17 protein-coding genes are annotated in these 15,624 nt (G+C 70.1%); 11 read left to right on the forward strand and 6 right to left on the reverse strand.

All coding sequences use genetic code 11. The features are described from left to right. Nucleotides 1-44 precede the first annotated feature (44 nt). Nucleotides 45-575: a hypothetical protein gene (locus tag ABZW11_RS12900; protein WP_355415760.1), complete on the reverse strand. Its 531-nt coding sequence runs from the start codon at nt 573-575 to the stop codon at nt 45-47. A gap of 60 nt (nt 576-635) precedes the next feature. Between ABZW11_RS12900 and ABZW11_RS12905 the strand changes: the two genes are divergently transcribed. The 4 genes from ABZW11_RS12905 to ABZW11_RS12920 all read left to right on the forward strand — a co-directional run bounded on the left by ABZW11_RS12905 (nt 636) and on the right by ABZW11_RS12920 (nt 3,104). Further along, a complete protein-coding gene (locus ABZW11_RS12905; protein ID WP_355415762.1) occupies nt 636-1,076 on the forward strand; it encodes a MarR family winged helix-turn-helix transcriptional regulator in 441 nt (146 codons plus the stop codon). A gap of 103 nt (nt 1,077-1,179) precedes the next feature. Then, nucleotides 1,180-1,554 (forward strand): metalloregulator ArsR/SmtB family transcription factor, encoded by a 375-nt coding sequence (locus tag ABZW11_RS12910; protein ID WP_355415764.1) that lies wholly within the window; start codon nt 1,180-1,182, stop codon nt 1,552-1,554. Continuing rightward, nucleotides 1,551-2,060 carry an SRPBCC family protein gene (locus ABZW11_RS12915; protein ID WP_355415766.1) on the forward strand — a complete coding sequence of 170 codons (510 nt, stop codon included), beginning with the start codon at nt 1,551-1,553 and terminating at the stop codon, nt 2,058-2,060. The genes ABZW11_RS12910 and ABZW11_RS12915 overlap by 4 nt, the downstream gene beginning before the upstream one ends. A gap of 186 nt (nt 2,061-2,246) precedes the next feature. Continuing rightward, entirely contained in the window at nt 2,247-3,104 is an 858-nt protein-coding gene (locus ABZW11_RS12920; protein WP_355415768.1) for an SAM-dependent methyltransferase, read from the forward strand. Here ABZW11_RS12920 and ABZW11_RS12925 read toward each other — a convergent pair. The 3 genes from ABZW11_RS12925 to folE all read right to left on the reverse strand — a co-directional run bounded on the left by ABZW11_RS12925 (nt 3,101) and on the right by folE (nt 5,491). Continuing rightward, nucleotides 3,101-3,265, reverse strand: a complete 165-nt coding sequence (locus ABZW11_RS12925) for a hypothetical protein (RefSeq protein WP_355415770.1) — start codon at nt 3,263-3,265, stop codon at nt 3,101-3,103. The two genes, ABZW11_RS12920 and ABZW11_RS12925, sit on opposite strands and share 4 nt — an antisense overlap. A gap of 365 nt (nt 3,266-3,630) precedes the next feature. Beyond that, the gene (locus ABZW11_RS12930) at nt 3,631-4,836 is read right to left on the reverse strand and encodes an FAD-dependent oxidoreductase (protein ID WP_355415772.1); all 1,206 of its coding nucleotides are present in this window, start codon (nt 4,834-4,836) and stop codon (nt 3,631-3,633) included. Nucleotides 4,837-4,858: 22 nt separating this feature from the next. Beyond that, the gene (folE, locus tag ABZW11_RS12935) at nt 4,859-5,491 is read right to left on the reverse strand and encodes a GTP cyclohydrolase I FolE (RefSeq protein ID WP_355415774.1); all 633 of its coding nucleotides are present in this window, start codon (nt 5,489-5,491) and stop codon (nt 4,859-4,861) included. Between the two features lie 79 nt (nt 5,492-5,570). Between folE and ABZW11_RS12940 the strand changes: the two genes are divergently transcribed. Continuing rightward, nucleotides 5,571-6,227, forward strand: a complete 657-nt coding sequence (locus ABZW11_RS12940; RefSeq protein ID WP_355415776.1) for a helix-turn-helix domain-containing protein — start codon at nt 5,571-5,573, stop codon at nt 6,225-6,227. 3 nt (nt 6,228-6,230) lie between these two features. On the opposite strand, the gene ABZW11_RS12945 is transcribed toward ABZW11_RS12940, so the two are convergent. Further along, entirely contained in the window at nt 6,231-7,058 is an 828-nt protein-coding gene (locus ABZW11_RS12945; RefSeq protein WP_355415778.1) for a universal stress protein, read from the reverse strand. A 271-nt stretch (nt 7,059-7,329) separates the two neighbouring features. After that, nucleotides 7,330-7,554: a hypothetical protein gene (locus ABZW11_RS12950; protein ID WP_355415780.1), complete on the reverse strand. Its 225-nt coding sequence runs from the start codon at nt 7,552-7,554 to the stop codon at nt 7,330-7,332. 562 nt (nt 7,555-8,116) lie between these two features. On the opposite strand from ABZW11_RS12950, the gene kdpF reads away from it, so the two are divergent. Genes kdpF through ABZW11_RS12980 form a run of 6 tightly spaced genes read left to right on the forward strand, consistent with a single transcriptional unit; the run spans nt 8,117 to nt 15,604 of the window. After that, nucleotides 8,117-8,206 carry a K(+)-transporting ATPase subunit F gene (kdpF, locus tag ABZW11_RS12955; protein ID WP_355415782.1) on the forward strand — a complete coding sequence of 30 codons (90 nt, stop codon included), beginning with the start codon at nt 8,117-8,119 and terminating at the stop codon, nt 8,204-8,206. Next, on the forward strand, nt 8,206-9,867 hold the full coding sequence (gene kdpA / locus ABZW11_RS12960) for a potassium-transporting ATPase subunit KdpA (RefSeq protein WP_355415784.1): 1,662 nt from the start codon (nt 8,206-8,208) through the stop codon (nt 9,865-9,867). Before kdpF ends, kdpA begins: the two co-directional genes overlap by 1 nt. A 2-nt stretch (nt 9,868-9,869) precedes the next feature. Beyond that, nucleotides 9,870-11,972, forward strand: a complete 2,103-nt coding sequence (gene kdpB, locus ABZW11_RS12965; protein ID WP_355415786.1) for a potassium-transporting ATPase subunit KdpB — start codon at nt 9,870-9,872, stop codon at nt 11,970-11,972. Continuing rightward, the gene (locus ABZW11_RS12970; RefSeq protein WP_355415788.1) at nt 11,973-12,833 is read left to right on the forward strand and encodes a potassium-transporting ATPase subunit C; all 861 of its coding nucleotides are present in this window, start codon (nt 11,973-11,975) and stop codon (nt 12,831-12,833) included. Between the two features lies 1 nt (nt 12,834). Further along, nucleotides 12,835-15,363: a DUF4118 domain-containing protein gene (locus ABZW11_RS12975; RefSeq protein WP_355415790.1), complete on the forward strand. Its 2,529-nt coding sequence runs from the start codon at nt 12,835-12,837 to the stop codon at nt 15,361-15,363. Between the two features lie 4 nt (nt 15,364-15,367). Further along, on the forward strand, nt 15,368-15,604 hold the full coding sequence (locus ABZW11_RS12980) for a hypothetical protein (protein ID WP_355415792.1): 237 nt from the start codon (nt 15,368-15,370) through the stop codon (nt 15,602-15,604). Nucleotides 15,605-15,624 lie beyond the last annotated feature (20 nt).

Genomic DNA, 15,624 nt, shown 5'->3' on the forward strand with positions numbered 1-15,624 from the left:
ACGAAGTACCGAGCTTGCAGGGAAACGGCCCGGAGTAAAGACCTTCAGACCGCCGCTGGCACTCCAGACGCCGCCGGCTGGCCCTGACCGTCGCGGTGGAAGATCGCCAGGAGGGCGAACCAGACCAGGATCATGATTCCGGCCGGGCGCAGGTACTCCTCGGCGAGGACGGTGCCGACGAAGGAGTAGCCGGCGAGCCAGACGCCCGTGACGACGCCGACCACGCGGACCGGCCAGGAGTGGCTGACCAGGGAACTCGCCACGATCCAGACACCGGCGAGTACGTGGCCCCCGAGCCGGACCGCCCAGGCCGTGTCGTGGTCGACCCCGTTGATCATCAGGATGCCGGTGAGGACGTCGAGCACCACCCAGCCGTACCCCGCTGCTTTGGCCCAGGACGCCGCCTCCAGGCGGGAGACCAGGAAGAGGATCGAGAGGTGGAAGAAGACGCCCAGGTATTCTCCCCACGCCACGTCCGGGTCGGTGAAGAAGGCGATCACGGCGGGCAGGAACAGGACGAGCGGGAGCAGCGCCACCAGGCGCAGGCCGGCATAGTGCCGTCGAGCATCGAGCATCGGAGATGTCCTTCGCATGAGCCGTATGGTCGGTTCGAACACTAGAGAGGCGGTGTTGACATGTCAACAGTTGGCGGAAGTGAGGCGACTGAGCTGTGGCTGCGCTGGAAACGCGCTCATGAGCTGGTACGTGCCGCCGTCGTCGCCGAGACCACAGCGGCGTCCGGCCTATCCGAGGCGGAACTGAGCGTCCTGGTCTGCCTGCACGAATCCGGCGGGAGCCTGCGGCAGAACGCCCTCGCCGCCACCCTCAACTGGGACCGGACGCGGCTGTCGCACCTGCTGACCCGGATGGCCGATCGTGACTACGTGGCCCGTGACAAGGTGCCGAACGGGATGGAGGTCGCGCTGCGCCCGGAAGGCAGGAACGCGATCAATGCCACGTTGCCGACACTGGAGAAGGCCACTCGCCGCCACCTGCTGGACCGGCTCGGTCCGGACGAGGCCAGAACGCTCAAGGCCATCACCGATCGCCTCCTGTCCGATGACAGGGCCGACTGAGGTGATCTCAGGGCACTGATCCGGGACGATGAGCACAACCACCTCCCGGCGGGCATCGGACCGGCCTCTCGGAAAAGCGTAACCAGTAGGTTACGCTTTCTGTGTGGACGAGGTGGCAGGGGCGATCGCGGATCAGGTGCGGCGGCAGATCCTGGTGATGCTCAAAGACGGGCAGCTCTCGGCCGGCGAGATCGCCGAACGCTTCTCGATCAGCCGCCCCGCCGTGAGCCGCCACCTGCGCGTGCTCCGGCAGAGCGGACTGGTCAGGGCGGAGCTCGTCGGCCGGCAACGCCTCTACACGCTCGACGCGGAGCGGCTCACCGAGCTGGCCGGCTGGCTGGCCCAGTTCCTCGGGCCCTCCGGCTGGGAGCACCGCTTCGACGCTCTGGAGACCGAGGTCTACCGGACGCGCCGCGAACGCCGTACGGACAGCGCCAGGACGAGCGGCGACATCGACAGAAAGGGAGAAACAGGATGAAACGCTTCCCCACCGGCAAGCTCTTCCGCGCGGACGACGGCGTGGACCTCGTCCTCACCCGGACGTTCCGCGCGCCCGCCGAGGACGTGTGGGCCAGCGTCACCGAGCCGGAGCGCACGGCGCGCTGGTTCGGCCCGTGGGAGGGCGAGGCAGGACCCGGCCGGACGATCAGGGTCCAGCTGGTATTCGAGGAGAAGGCTCCCTGGGCGGAGATGCGCATCGAAGCCTGCGAGCCACCCCGCCGGCTGGAGCTCACCGCCAAGGACGCGGCCGGCTCCTGGCACCTCGAACTCCTGCTGTCGGAGGCGGGCGGCGGCACCGAGCTGCGCTTCGTCCAGCACCTGGCCGGTGCCGAGGGCATCGGCGAGATCGGCCCCGGCTGGGAGTACTACCTCGACCTGCTGGCGGCCTCGCACGACGGCTCCGCCAAGCCGGAGTTCGACGACTACTACCCCGCGCTGAAGTCGTCCTACGAACACCTGACCGTCGCGGAGCCCGAGGCGTAGATCGCCAGGTATCCCGGCCTGACCGTACTGATGCGAACGTTGGCATCGTTCTCGGAAGGGCCGCGCCGTAACGCTGGGCCGGGTAGGAAGGAAACACCTGAAAGCAGGCAAGTAACCCCTCGGCGAAGCTCGCCCCGGCCCCCCGTCAGGCCCGGCGGTAGTCGTCGATCCAGCAGGAAGAGAAGGATGACGAACACCGACAGACAGACGGACCCGCAGGATCCCGAGTACGCCGACGCCCCGGCTGCGCGGATCAATCCGCACATCCCGCACCCCGCGCGGATCTACGACTACTTACTGGGCGGCAAGGACAACTTCGCCTCCGACCGGGAGGCCGCCGAGGCGCTCATCAAGCTGTCGCCGGGCACGCGGGAGGGGGTACGCGCCCATCGTGCCTTCGTGGGGCGGGCCGTGCGGTATATGGCGGCTGAGGCGGGCATCACCCAGTTCCTGGACATCGGCACCGGTCTGCCGACCCAGGATCCCACCCACGTGATCGCCCAGCGGGCGGTGCCCGAGGCGCGGGTGGCGTACGTGGACAACGACCCGATCGTCTCGGTGCACGGCCGCGCCCTGCTGACCGGCGACCCGGCGGGCGCCACGGAGATGATCGAGGCGGACCTGCGCGAGCCGGAGAAGATCCTGAACGACCCCGCGGTCCGGGATCTGCTCGACTTCACCCGTCCCGTGGCCGTCATCCTGGCGGGCATCCTGCACTTCATCACCGACGAGGAGAACCCGTACGGGGTGGTGGAGCAGCTCAAGGCCGCGGTGCCCAGCGGCAGCCACCTGCTGCTGTCGCACATCACCATGGACTTCGCCGACCACCTGAGCCGCGAGGAGTTCACCAAGCCGTACGACAACAGCTCCGCGCCCATGGTGCCGCGCAGCCACGACGAGACGATGCGTTTCTTCGACGGCTGGAACCTGCTGGAGCCGGGCCTCGTCGAGGTGGTGACCTGGCGGCCCGACCTCACCGAATACCAGGAGGAGATCCCCGGCGGGCACGCCTGGGCGTACGGGGGCCTGGCGATCAAGCCTTAGACGAAGTAGCGGGCCTGCAGGCGGAACAGCTCGGCGTACAGGCCGTCGGCGCGGCTCACCTCCTCGTGGGTGCCGACCTCGACGACGCCGCCCCGGTCGAGGACGACGATGAGGTCGGCGGCCTGGGCGGTGGCGAGCCGGTGGGTCACCAGCACCGTCACGCTTCCCGTCCCACGACCTGCGCCCGAGCCGGGTCTCGAGCCCTTGCGGCACGACGCCGGCAACCGGTGCCCGCCCGCCGTCCTGAGCGCCTCCATGACGTGTTCTGGATCGTGGCCGAGCGAGCGAGCCCAGCCCGACCGAGTCGCCACCACACACTGCCGTCGAGGACCGGATCACCCGGTACGAGCACATCGCGGAAGTGCGCGTCGCCGAGTTCGGCACGCACGCGGACGACGAGATCCTGTATCCCGATGCGGAGGGCTCCAGATGATCCCGGTGGTTCCGTATCAGCCGGAATAGAGGGGAGCCGGCCTGGGAGCGTGCCGACGAGCGGTGGCGCCAGCCGCACCGGCCGTGAACGGCTTCACGAGCGCACCAGCTTTTCCAGTGGGACCTCGGGGTCGGCGAGGGCCGCGCGGTCCACGGGGGTCTGCGCGAGGACGAGGGCTTTGAGGTGGTCGCCCTGGTCCCAGATGTTGACGTTCATCGCGGCGATGACCCGGTCGTCCCGCAGCCAGAACGCGAGGAACTCCCGCCCGCTCAGATCACCGCGGATGACGACGTCGTGAGGGGTTCCGGGCGGGACGTGGCCGAGGTACTCCATGCCCAGGTCGTACTGGTCGGTGTAGAAGTAGGGCGGTTCGTCGTAGGCGGCCGGGCGGCCGAGCATGGCGCGGGCGGCCACGGCCGGCTGGTTGAGGGCGTTGGCCCAGTGTTCGACCCGCACGTGGTGGCCCAGGAGGGGGTGGTGGGCGTTGGCGACGTCACCGGCGGCGTAGATGTCGGGATCGCTGGTCCGCAGGTCCGCCCCGACCTTGACCCCGTTGTCGAGGGTGAGGCCCGCGCCGGCGGCCAGCTCGGTGTCGGGAACGGCGCCGATGCCGGCCAGCACGGCGTCCGCGTCGATGGCGGTGCCGTCGGCCAGGCGTACGCCGGTCTCGGTGACCTCAGCGAGGCGGGCTCCCAGCCGCAGGTCCACCCCGTGCTCGCGGTGCAGGTCGGCGAAGACGGCGCCGATCTCGGCCCCGAGGGCGGACAGCAGCGGCTGCTGCTCCTGCTCGATGACGGTGACCTCGGCGCCGGCCGCGCGGGCCGCGGCGGCGGTCTCCAGGCCGATCCAGCCGGCGCCGATGATCGCGACCTTGCGCGCGCCGGCCAGGGTGGCGCGCAGCCGGTCGGAGTCGTCCACGGTACGCAGGTACAGCACGCGGTCATTGCCGGGCACGGTCAGGCGGCGCGGCTGGGCGCCGGTGGCGAGCAGCAGCTTGTCGTAGCGGAGCCGTTCGCCGCCGGACAGCGTCACCTCGTGCGCGGCCGGGTCGACGGCGGTGACGGAGACGCCGGTACGGACGTCCACGTCGTGCTCGCGGTACCAGTCCGCGTCGTGGACGAAGATCTTGTCGCGTTCGTCGCTGCCCTGGAGGTAGCCCTTCGACAGCGGCGGGCGTTCGTAGGGCAGGTGGGGTTCCCGTCCCACGAGCACGATCTCGCCGTCGAACCCCTCCTCGCGCAGCGCCTCGGCCGCCTTGGCCGCGGCCAGGCCGCCGCCCACGATCACGAATGCCGCCATCGTCAAATCTCCTGTCTGCTCGTCAGGTATGGGACTGACCGGTCAGCGCGAAGAATTCCTGCCGGGACCTCGCGTCCTCGCGCAGCGTCCCCTTCAGGGCCGAGGTGACCGTGCGGGACCCCGGCACGCGTACGCCGCGCATCGACATGCACAGGTGCTCGGCCTCGATCACCACGCCGACCCCCTTCGGCGACAGGTGCTGCTGGAGCCAGTCGGCGACCTGCTTGGTCAGCCGCTCCTGCACCTGCAGGTCGCGGGCGAACAGCTCGACCACCCGCGCGAGCTTCGACAGCCCCAAGATACGGTCGCCCGGCAGATAGCCCACGTGCGCCACGCCCTGGAAGGGCAGCAGATGGTGCTCGCACAACGACTGCACGGGGATGTCGCGGACCAGCACCAGCTCGTCGTAGCCCTCCTCGTTGGGGAAGGTCGTCAGGTCGAACTCGCGCGGCTCCAGCATTTCGGCGTACGCACGGGCGACCCGCTTCGGTGTGTCGGCCAGGTGCTCGGACTCCACGTCGCGGCCCAGCGCGGTCAGCAGGTCGGTCACCGCTCGCTGGGCGGCCTCAAGGTCCACTCCCCCGCCCCGGACCACCCGCAGGCGCCGCGACCGGCGCCCGGCGTCGCCGGCTTCCTCCACCACGGACTCGCTCATGCCGCCCCCTCTTCTATCGACAAGTTTCGTTAACATTAGAAGGGGCACGATAATTTCGTCAACAGGAGTGGGTTTTAGAATGGGCGAAGCCGACGGCATCTCCGCCATCGCGGCGCTGGACGAGCCGACGCGGCGCCGCCTGTACGCGTACGTGGTGCGCCAGCCGGCGCCGGTGAGCCGCGACGAGGCGGCCGACGCCGTACAGGCGCCGCGCAACACCGTCTCCTTCCACCTGGAGAAGCTGGTGGAGGGAGGGCTGCTCGAAGCCGTCTACCAGCGCCGCACCGGCCGGTCGGGGCCCGGCGCCGGCCGGCCCGCCAAGCTCTACCGCCGCGCTCCCGGGCAGATCGCCGTCTCCCTGCCCGACCGCCGCTACGAGACCGCCGCCCACCTGCTCGCCGACGCCCTCCAGGAGGCGGAGGCCACAGGAGAGCCGCCCCGTACCGTGCTCGACCGCCGCGCCCGCGACCTGGGCCGGGCCCTCGGCCGCGACGCCTGCGCCGGCGTCATGCCGACCCTGGAGGCTCTGGGCTTCGAGCCGCGCGCCTGCGACGGCACGATCGCCCTGGCCAACTGCCCGTTCCGCAGCCTCGCCGAGCGGCACACCGCCCTGGTCTGCGGCATGAACCTCAGCCTGCTCGCCGGCCTGCTCGAAGGTCTCCCCGAGCCCGGCTTCACGGCCCGGCTGGAGCCGAGCCAGGAACACTGCTGCGTACGCCTCCGCCCGGCCGGGTGACGCTCACTCCTTGGCCGGGCGGACCACGGCGACCGGGCAGGTCGCGTGGTGCAGCACGGCGTGGCTGACCGAGCCGAGCAGCGCCGAGGCGAACCCGCCGAGCCCCCGCGAGCCCACCACCACGAGGTCGGCCGCCTTGGCCGCCCTGGCCAGGGCGGTGACGGGGTGGTCGCACGGCTGCTCGTCGGTCATCACCAGGTCGGGGTTGGCGTCGCGCCACGGCTCGACCAGTTCGCGTGCCCTGCGCGGCTCCGCCTGCACGATCTCCTCGATCAGGATGCTGTAGCCGACGGCGTACGGGGAGAAGGCCGGCACCTGCCAGGCCGTCACCACGTACAGCTCGGCCCGGCGGCTCCTGGCCTGCTCGATGGCGTACTCCATGGCCGCCCGGGCGTGCTCGGAGCCGTCGTAGCCGACCACGATCCGCCGGTGCTCCACCGGGTGCGGGCCGCGGATCACGACGACCGGGCCCGTCGCGTGCCCGGCGACCGCGTTGCTCACCGAGCCGAGCAGCATGCCCTTGAACCCGCCGAGGCCTCGGCTGCCCAGCACGAGGCTGTCGGCCGTCGCGGACTCGGCGATCAGCTCCTCGACGACGTTGCCCGGCCGCAGGTCAGCCGTCACCTTGACGTCGGCCAGGCCACGGGCCCGATCGGCGGTGGCCTCCAGGGCGCCGGCGCAGTACTCGACGCCCTCGCTGTGCGACCGCTGCTCGCACACGTGCACCAGCTCCAGGTCCAGCCCCCGCCGCCCGGCGTCGAGCACCGCCCAGTCCACCGCCGCGCGAGCCGCCGCGGATCCGTCGACGCCGACCACGATCTGCCTGGTCATCGCATCTCCTCGGGCCGTTCCGTCCCTTACTTCCAGTATCGGTCTCGGCCGGGGGGAGCCGCAGCGGGAGGAAGTCCCAGGTCATCGGGCCTTTGGTCCCACAATCGGGCGCAGTCGCCGGGGGGGCGGCCAGCCGCCCGGCGATGTCCTTGATCGAGTTCAGCACCCGCTCCGCGCTGGAGGCCCCGACGATGGCGCCGTGGCGCAAGCGGCTGTTCATCGCCACCTCCTTCATCACCGCCGACGCCGCCGAGCGCTTCAGCCCTGCTTGTTACCCCGCTGCCGCGGTTCGCTCGACGGGGGTGGGGCGGTCCGAGACGCGGAAGCGCATCCGGCACACCACCGCGTCTGTACGCCGTCGCAACGCCCTGGCCAGCACGGCCCCCCGCTGGTTCTGCAACATCCGCTGCCAGGCATGCTCGGGCTCGACCTCGGCGATCAGCACGAACACGTGCGACCCGGGCACCCGCACGACCACGATGACGGCGACGGCCACCGGCCAGGGCTGGTCGTCCTCGGTGAGCTGCCGGATCTGGCTCGGCAGCTACAGCCCGATGAGGCTGAAGACAGCGCCAGCAGCAGGCCCACGGCGAGCCCTGCCACGACCAGTAGGGACAGCGCGGGTACGCTGATCCGGTCGGCGAAGGTGGCCACCACGGTCGCCAGCGCGACCAGGAACAGCACCACCTGGACGCTTTGCACCACGGCTCCTGGGATCGTCCGTTCGTGAAGATGCCGACCAGACTTCCCGGCGTTACTGGCTCACCAACGTACAGGAGAGCGTCAAGAAGCGTTGCCGGCGATGCACCGCCGAGGGCCTTCGCGAGGGCCGCGCGTACGGACGGCGTCAATATTCACGCTCCGGCCGTATGGAACCCGTCAAGAAAGACCAATCCGCCTAAAGCTTGCGATTTGCTTGCGTCCGGTGCCGCCCGGATGGGCGCAGCACACACACCTTGTCCAGATTGAGGAGTGGGGATGACCGACGTCATCTTCGTCGTCCTGACGATCGCGATCTTCGTGATCCTCGGGCTGGTCGTGAAGGCGGTGGAACGGCTGTGAGTGCCGTCAATGCCGTGGGACTCATCGTGGTCATCGGCCTGGTGATCTTCGTGGTCGCGGCCCTGCTGTTCCCGGAGCGTTTCTGATGTCATCGACCATGGCGGGGATCCTGTTCATCGGGTCCCTGCTTCTCGCCCTGGCCCTCTGTTACAAGCCACTGGGCGACTACATGTACCGCGTCTACACAGGCACCAAGCACAACGCCGTGGAGCGGGTGCTCTACCGGCTGCTCGGCGTCCAGCCGGACAGCGAGCAGCGGTGGGGCGTCTACGCGCGTAGCGTGCTGGCCTTCTCGGTGTTGTCGATCCTGTTCCTGTACGGTCTGCAGCGGCTGCAGAACCACCTGTTCCTGTCCCTCGGGATGGACGCGGTGGAGCCGTCGCTGGCCTGGAACACCGCGGTCAGCTTCGTCACCAACACCAACTGGCAGGCCTACTCGGGCGAGTCGACGATGGGCCACGTCGTGCAGACCGCGGGCCTGGCGGTGCAGAACTTCGTCTCCGCCGCGGTCGGCATGGCGGTGGCCATCGCCCTGGTGCGCGGCTTCGCCCGCAGCAAGACCGACACGCTCGGCAACTTCTGGGTGGACCTGGTCCGCGGCACGATCCGCATCCTGCTGCCGATCGCCTTCATGGCGGCGCTGCTGCTGGTGGCCGGCGGCGCGATCCAGACGTTCGCCGGCCACAGCACGTGGACGACGCTGACCGGCGGCGAGCAGACCTTCACCCCGGCCGCGGCCGCCTCGCAGGAGGCGATCAAGGATCTGGGCACGAACGGCGGCGGCATCTTCAACGTCAACTCCGCCCACCCGTTCGAGAACCCCACGTCGTGGACGAACTGGCTGACGATCTTCCTGCTGCTGGTCATCGCGTCCTGCCTGCCGCGTACGTTCGGCCGCATGGTCGGCGACGACCGGCAGGGCTACGCGATCGTCAGCGTGATGGCGATCATCGCGATCATCAGCATCGGCGTCACCCAGTGGGCCGAGCTGAGCGCGAGCGGCACCGTGCCGCAGGCGATCGGCCACGCTCTCGAAGGCCGCGAGACCCGCTTCGGCGTCTCGAACTCCGGCATGTTCGCCACCTCCACCACGCTCACCAGCACGGGCTCGGTGAACTCCTTCCACGACTCCTACACCGCGATCGGCGGCGGCATGCTGATCTTCAACATGCTGCTCGGCGAGGTCGCGCCCGGCGGCGTCGGCGCGGGCCTGTACGGCATGCTCATCCTGGCCGTCATCACGGTGTTCGTCGCGGGCCTGATGGTCGGCCGCACGCCGGAGTACCTGGGCAAGAAGATCGGCGCCCGCGAGATCAAGCTCGCCTCGCTGTACTTCCTGGTCACCCCGACGCTGGTGCTGCTCGGCGCGGCGGTCGCCATGGCCACCGAGACCGGCCGCGCGGCGATGCTGAACTCCGGCCCGCACGGCCTGTCGGAGATCCTGTACGCCTACACCAGCGCCTCCAACAACAACGGTTCCGCCTTCGCCGGTGTGAGCGTGAACACCACGTTCCACAACACCACCCTCGGTCTGTGCATGGCCCTCGGCCGGTTCCTGCCGATCGTGCTGGTGCTGGCGCTGGCCGGCTCGCTGGCCCGGCAGGCGCCGGTGCCCGCCTCGGTCGGCACGCTGCCGACGTACCGGCCGCAGTTCGTCGGCATGGTCGTCGGGGTGACGATCATCCTGGTCGCCCTGACCTTCCTCCCCGCCCTGGCGCTCGGCCCGCTCGCAGAAGGACTGCTGTAGACATGTCAACCCCTGTGCTGGAAAAGCCGGCACCCAAGCAGAACGGCCGGGTCGGCGGTGGCCTGCTCGACCCGAAGCAGATGATCAGGTCGCTGCCGGACGCGCTGCGCAAGCTCGACCCGCGCGCCATGTGGCACAACCCGGTGATGTTCATCGTGGAGATCGGCGCGGTCTTCACCACCGTGCTCGCCGTGCTGGACCCGTCGGTCTTCGCCTGGGCCATCGTGGTGTGGCTGTGGCTCACCGTGATCTTCGCCAACCTCGCCGAGGCTGTCGCCGAGGGCCGCGGCAAGGCGCAGGCCGCCACGCTGCGCGCCGCCAAGCGCGACACCACCGCCCGCCGCATCAAGAGCCGCGAAGCGACGGAGTGGGACGTCATCGGGGCACCCGAGCTGAGGCAGGGCGACCTGGTGATCGTCGAGGCCGGTGAGGTCATCCCCGGTGACGGCGACGTCATCGACGGCATCGCCAGCGTGGACGAATCGGCCATCACCGGCGAGTCCGCCCCCGTCATCCGCGAGTCCGGCGGCGACCGGTCAGCGGTCACCGGAGGCACCAAGGTGCTGTCGGACCGGATCATCGTCAAGATCACCCAGAAGCCCGGTGAGAGCTTCGTGGACCGGATGATCGCCCTGGTCGAGGGCGCGAACCGGCAGAAGACACCGAACGAGATCGCGCTCAACATCCTGCTCGCCGCCCTGACGATCATCTTCCTGGTCGCCACCGCTACGATGCAGCCCCTGGCCATCTACTCCAAGGACATCAACCCCGGCGTACCGGACTCGCTCGCGCTGACCGGCGACGGCGTCACCGGGATCGTGCTGGTCGCGCTGATCGTCTGCCTGATCCCGACCACGATCGGCGCGCTGCTGTCCGCGATCGGCATCGCCGGCATGGACCGCCTGGTCCAGCGCAACGTGCTGGCCATGTCCGGCCGCGCGGTCGAGGCCGCTGGCGACGTGTCCACGCTGCTGCTGGACAAGACCGGCACCATCACCCTGGGCAACCGGCAGGCCGGCGAGTTCGTCCCGGTCGCCGGGGTGAGCGAGCAAGCACTCGCCGAGGCGGCGCAACTGTCCAGCCTGGCCGACGAGACCCCCGAGGGCCGCTCCATCGTGGTCTTCGCCAAGCAGCACTACGGGCTGCGCGAGCGGGAGATCCACGGGGCGGAATGGGTGCCGTTCACCGCCCAGACCCGCATGTCCGGGGTGAACTTCGAGGGGCGCGAGGTGCGCAAGGGCGCTGCCACCGCCGTCATGAAGTGGGTGCGCGACGCCGGCGGTCACCCCACCGACGACATCGGCCATCTCGTGGACGGTATCTCCGCCTCCGGCGGCACCCCGCTCGTGGTGGCGGAGAAGGGCCGCGTCCTCGGGGTGATCCATCTCAAGGACGTGGTGAAGGAGGGCATGCGCGAGCGCTTCGACGAGATGCGCCGCATGGGCATCCGCACCGTCATGATCACTGGCGACAACCCGCTGACCGCCAAGGCCATCGCCGACGAGGCCGGCGTGGACGACTTCCTGGCCGAGGCCACCCCCGAGGACAAGCTCGCCCTGATCAGGAAGGAGCAGGAGGGCGGCCGCCTCGTGGCGATGACCGGCGACGGCACCAACGACGCCCCCGCCCTGGCCCAGTCGGACGTCGGCGTCGCCATGAACACCGGCACGTCCGCCGCCAAGGAGGCCGGCAACATGGTCGACCTCGACTCCAACCCGACCAAGCTCATCGAGATCGTCGAGATCGGCAAGCAGCTCCTCATCACCCGGGGTGCGCTGACCACGTTCTCCATCGCCAACGACATCGCCAAGTACTTCGCGATCATCCCGGCCATGTTCGCGGCGGTCTACCCGGGCCTGGACGCGCTCAACATCATGCGCCTGGCCAGCCCGCAGTCGGCCATCCTCTCGGCGGTGATCTTCAACGCCCTCGTCATCATCGCGCTGATCCCGCTCGCCCTGCGAGGAGTGCGCTACCGGCCCTCCAGCGCCTCCAAGCTGCTGTCGCGCAACCTGTACGTCTACGGCCTCGGCGGCATCATCGCCCCCTTCATCGGCATCAAGCTCATCGATCTGATCATCGAGTTCCTTCCGGGGATGTCTTAAATGGACCGTATGCCAAGCTGGATCCGCCGGCACCTCGCCGCGCTCCGCGCGCTGCTCGTGCTCACGGTGGTCACCGGCATCATCTATCCGCTGGTCGCCACCGGTGTGGCCCAGGTCGTGTTCAACGACCACGCCAACGGCTCGATCATCGAGAAGGACGGCAAGGTCGTCGGCAGCTCATTGATCGGCCAGTCCTTCACCGACGCCGACGGCAACCCGGTCAGGACGTACTTCCAGTCCCGCCCGTCGGCCGCCGGTGACGGCTACGACCCGACGTCCACCAGCGCGAGCAACCTCGGCCCCGAGGACGTCATCGACACCCTTCCAGTGCCGGGCGCCAAGGACGAGGAGGGCAACCCGGACGAGGGCGAGCAGTCATTGCTGACCCAGGTCTGTGCCCGCTCCAAGGCGATCGGCGAGCTGGAGGGCGTCAGCGGCGCCCGCCCGTTCTGCACCCCTGACGGGGTGGGCGCGGTGCTGAAGGTCTTCCCCGACCGCTCTGTGGCCGTCAACCAGGCCTGCCCGGCGACACCGTTCGTGGCCGACTACCAGGGGCTGAAGGTGGAGTGCGCCAAGCCGGGCGAGGACTACGCGGCCGGCCGCACCGTCCCCGTCCGCGGCGACGTGACCGCCGTGCAGGTGCCCGCCGACGCGGTCACGGCCAGCGGCTCCGGCCTGGACCCGCACATCTCCGTCGCCTACGCCGCCCTCCAGGCGCCCCGCGTCGCCGAGGAGCGCAACCTGCCCCTGCAACAGGTCGAGGCACTGATCGACGAGCACACCACCGGCCGCGCCCTCGGCTTCATAGGCGAGCCCGCGGTCAACGTGCTCGAACTCAACCTGGCACTCGACGGGAGGTGACATGAGAGGGCGGCTACGGGTCTACCTCGGGGCGGCGCCCGGGGTCGGCAAGACGTACGCGATGCTCAGCGAGGGCCGCCGCGCCCGCGAGCGCGGCCGGGACGTGGTCGTGGGCTTCGTCGAGACCCACGGCCGCCCCCGCACCGCCGCCCTCCTGGAGGGCGTCGAGGTCATCCCGCGCAGGACCCTCGTCTACCGCGGGGCCACGTTCACCGAACTGGACGTGGAGGCGGTCATCGAGCGGGCGCCGAAGGTGGCGCTGATCGACGAGCTGGCCCACACCAACGTGCCCGGCTCGAAGAACGCCAAGCGCTGGCAGGACATCGACGACATCCTCGACGCCGGCATCGACGTGATCTCCACGGTCAACATCCAGCACCTGGAGTCCGTCAACGACGTCGTCCAGGAAATCACCGGCATCCCGCAGCGCGAGACCGTGCCGGACGAGGTGGTGCGGCGGGCCACCCAGATCGAGCTGGTGGACATGTCACCGGAGGCGCTGCGCCGCCGCATGGCCCACGGCAACGTGTACGCGCCGGAGAAGGTGGACGCCGCGCTGTCGAACTACTTCCGCGTCGGCAACCTGACCGCGCTGCGCGAGCTCGCGCTCCTGTGGGTGGCGGGCAAGGTCGACGACCAGCTCGACCGCTACCGCGCCGACCACGACATCGCCGGCACGTGGGAGGCACGCGAACGGGTCGTGGTGGCGCTGACCGGCGGCCCCGAGGGCGACACGCTCGTCCGGCGGGCCGCCAGGATCGCGGCCCGCACCAAGGGCGCCGACCTGCTGGCCGTCCACATCACCAGCTCCGACGGGCTGGCCGGCGCCGATCCGGCCAACCTGGCCCGCCAGCGAAGCCTGGTCGAGAGCCTGGGCGGCACCTACCACCAAGTCGTCGGCGACGACGTCCCCCGGGCGTTGCTGGATTTCGCCCGCGGCGTCAACGCCACCCAGCTCGTCCTCGGCGCCTCGCGGCGCGGCCGGTTCGCCCAGATCCTCTCCCGGGGGGTGGGCGTGGAGACGACCGCGCTGTCCGGCCCCATCGACGTGCACCTGGTCACCCATGAGGAGGCCACGAAGGGCCGCAGGCGTCCGGAACGCTCCAGAGCCGCACTGAACAGGAAGCGCCGGCTGGCCGGATGGGCGGTCGCCGTGGCGGGCATGCCACTGCTGACCGCCGCCCTGCTGCCGTTCCGCGACGTGATCTCGCTGCCCAGCGAGATCCTGCTGTTCCTCTGCCTGGTCGTCGGCGTCGCCCTCATCGGCGGCACCTGGCCCGCCTTCACCGCCGCCGTGGGCGGGTCACTGCTGCTCAACCGGTTCTTCACCCCGCCCATCGGTCAGTTCACCATCGCCGACCCGGAGAACTTCCTCGCACTCATCGTCTTCGTGCTGGTCGCCGCCGCGGTCAGCACCATCGTGGACCTGGCTGCCCGGCGTACCAGAGAAGCCGCGCGGGCCCGCGCCGACGCCGAGGCGCTGTCCACGCTGGCCGGGCATGTGCTGCGCGGCGAGGCCGCGCTGCCCTCCCTGCTGGGACGGCTGCGCGAGACGTTCGGCCTGGACTCGGTCACCCTGCTCGAACGCCTCGGCGAACCCACCCCGGACGACCAGGCGGAACCTGATGCCTGGCGGATCATCGCCACCTCCGGCGCCGCACCGTGCACCAGCCCCGCCGTGGCCGACAACGACGTCCAGATCAACGACCAGCTCGTGCTCGCCGCCCGCGGCCGGCTGCTGGACGCCAGCGACCGGCGGGTACTGGAGGCCTTCGCCGCCGAGGCCGCCGTCGCCCTGCGCCAGGAACGCCTCCAGCAGGAAGCCGAGCAGGCCAAAGCCCTGGCCGAGGCCGACAGGATGCGCACCGCGCTGCTCGCCGCTGTCAGCCACGACCTGCGCACTCCCCTGTCAGCCGCCAAGGCCGCCGTCGAGAGCCTGCGCAGCCACGACATCGCCTGGTCTCCCGAGGACCGCGACGAACTGCTGGCCACCGCCGACGAATCGCTCGACCGGCTGGACCGGCTGGTGGCGAACCTGCTCGACATGAGCCGGCTGCAGGCAGGCGTCCTCGGCCTCACCCTCCAGCCCGTGGCGCTGGAGGAGGTCGTGCCCCGCTCCATCGACGATCTCGGGCCGCTACGCGACCGCGTCGAAGGCGACATCTCCGTGGACCTGCCCGAGATCGTCGCCGATCCGATCCTGCTGGAGCGCGTGCTGGTCAACCTCATGACCAACGCCGCCCGCTACAGCCCAGCCGACCGGAAGGTGCTCATCACGGCGAGCTGGCACGACGACCAGGTCGAGATCCGCGTCATCGACCGCGGCCCCGGCATCCCCCGCGAGATCCACGACCGGATCTTCCTGCCCTTCCAGCGGCTCGGCGACCGCGACAACGGCACCGGTGTCGGCCTCGGCCTCGCGCTGTCGCGCGGGCTCACCGAGGCGATGGGCGGCACCCTTGTTCCCGAGGAGACCCCAGGAGGAGGCCTCACGATGATCGTCAGCATGCCCATCTCATCCGGGCGGTGACTCCATGACCAAGATCCTCGTCGTCGACGACGAGCCGCAGATCCTGCGCGCCCTGCGCGTCAACCTGGCCGCCCGCCACTACGAGGCCGCCGTCGCCGCAGACGGCGCGACAGCGCTGTGCCAGGCCGCCGAATGGCACCCCGACCTCATCATCCTCGTGGCTCTGCTCGTTCTGGCGTACGCGGCCTCCGTCACGGACCTTGCCGCCGCAGTGTTTTCTTGTCCCACTCTTGCTCTCTAGGCATGGAGCCTCCTATCGGA

This window comes from Nonomuraea sp. NPDC004580 (genome assembly GCF_040609855.1).
GTDB lineage: Bacteria > Actinomycetota > Actinomycetes > Streptosporangiales > Streptosporangiaceae > Nonomuraea > Nonomuraea salmonea.

Excerpts from the sequence above, each read along its gene's own strand:
- ABZW11_RS12900 (WP_355415760.1), bottom strand. The coding sequence starts at position 575 with ATGCTCGATGCTCGACGGCACTATGCCGGCCTGCGCCTGGTGGCGCTG.
- ABZW11_RS12905 (WP_355415762.1), top strand. The coding sequence starts at position 636 with ATGTCAACAGTTGGCGGAAGTGAGGCGACTGAGCTGTGGCTGCGCTGG.
- ABZW11_RS12915 (WP_355415766.1), top strand. The coding sequence starts at position 1,551 with ATGAAACGCTTCCCCACCGGCAAGCTCTTCCGCGCGGACGACGGCGTG.
- ABZW11_RS12920 (WP_355415768.1), top strand. The coding sequence starts at position 2,247 with ATGACGAACACCGACAGACAGACGGACCCGCAGGATCCCGAGTACGCC.
- ABZW11_RS12930 (WP_355415772.1), bottom strand. The coding sequence starts at position 4,836 with ATGGCGGCATTCGTGATCGTGGGCGGCGGCCTGGCCGCGGCCAAGGCG.
- folE (WP_355415774.1), bottom strand. The coding sequence starts at position 5,491 with ATGAGCGAGTCCGTGGTGGAGGAAGCCGGCGACGCCGGGCGCCGGTCG.
- ABZW11_RS12940 (WP_355415776.1), top strand. The coding sequence starts at position 5,571 with ATGGGCGAAGCCGACGGCATCTCCGCCATCGCGGCGCTGGACGAGCCG.
- ABZW11_RS12945 (WP_355415778.1), bottom strand. The coding sequence starts at position 7,058 with ATGACCAGGCAGATCGTGGTCGGCGTCGACGGATCCGCGGCGGCTCGC.
- kdpA (WP_355415784.1), top strand. The coding sequence starts at position 8,206 with ATGTCATCGACCATGGCGGGGATCCTGTTCATCGGGTCCCTGCTTCTC.
- kdpB (WP_355415786.1), top strand. The coding sequence starts at position 9,870 with ATGTCAACCCCTGTGCTGGAAAAGCCGGCACCCAAGCAGAACGGCCGG.
- ABZW11_RS12970 (WP_355415788.1), top strand. The coding sequence starts at position 11,973 with ATGGACCGTATGCCAAGCTGGATCCGCCGGCACCTCGCCGCGCTCCGC.
- ABZW11_RS12975 (WP_355415790.1), top strand. The coding sequence starts at position 12,835 with ATGAGAGGGCGGCTACGGGTCTACCTCGGGGCGGCGCCCGGGGTCGGC.
- ABZW11_RS12980 (WP_355415792.1), top strand. The coding sequence starts at position 15,368 with ATGACCAAGATCCTCGTCGTCGACGACGAGCCGCAGATCCTGCGCGCC.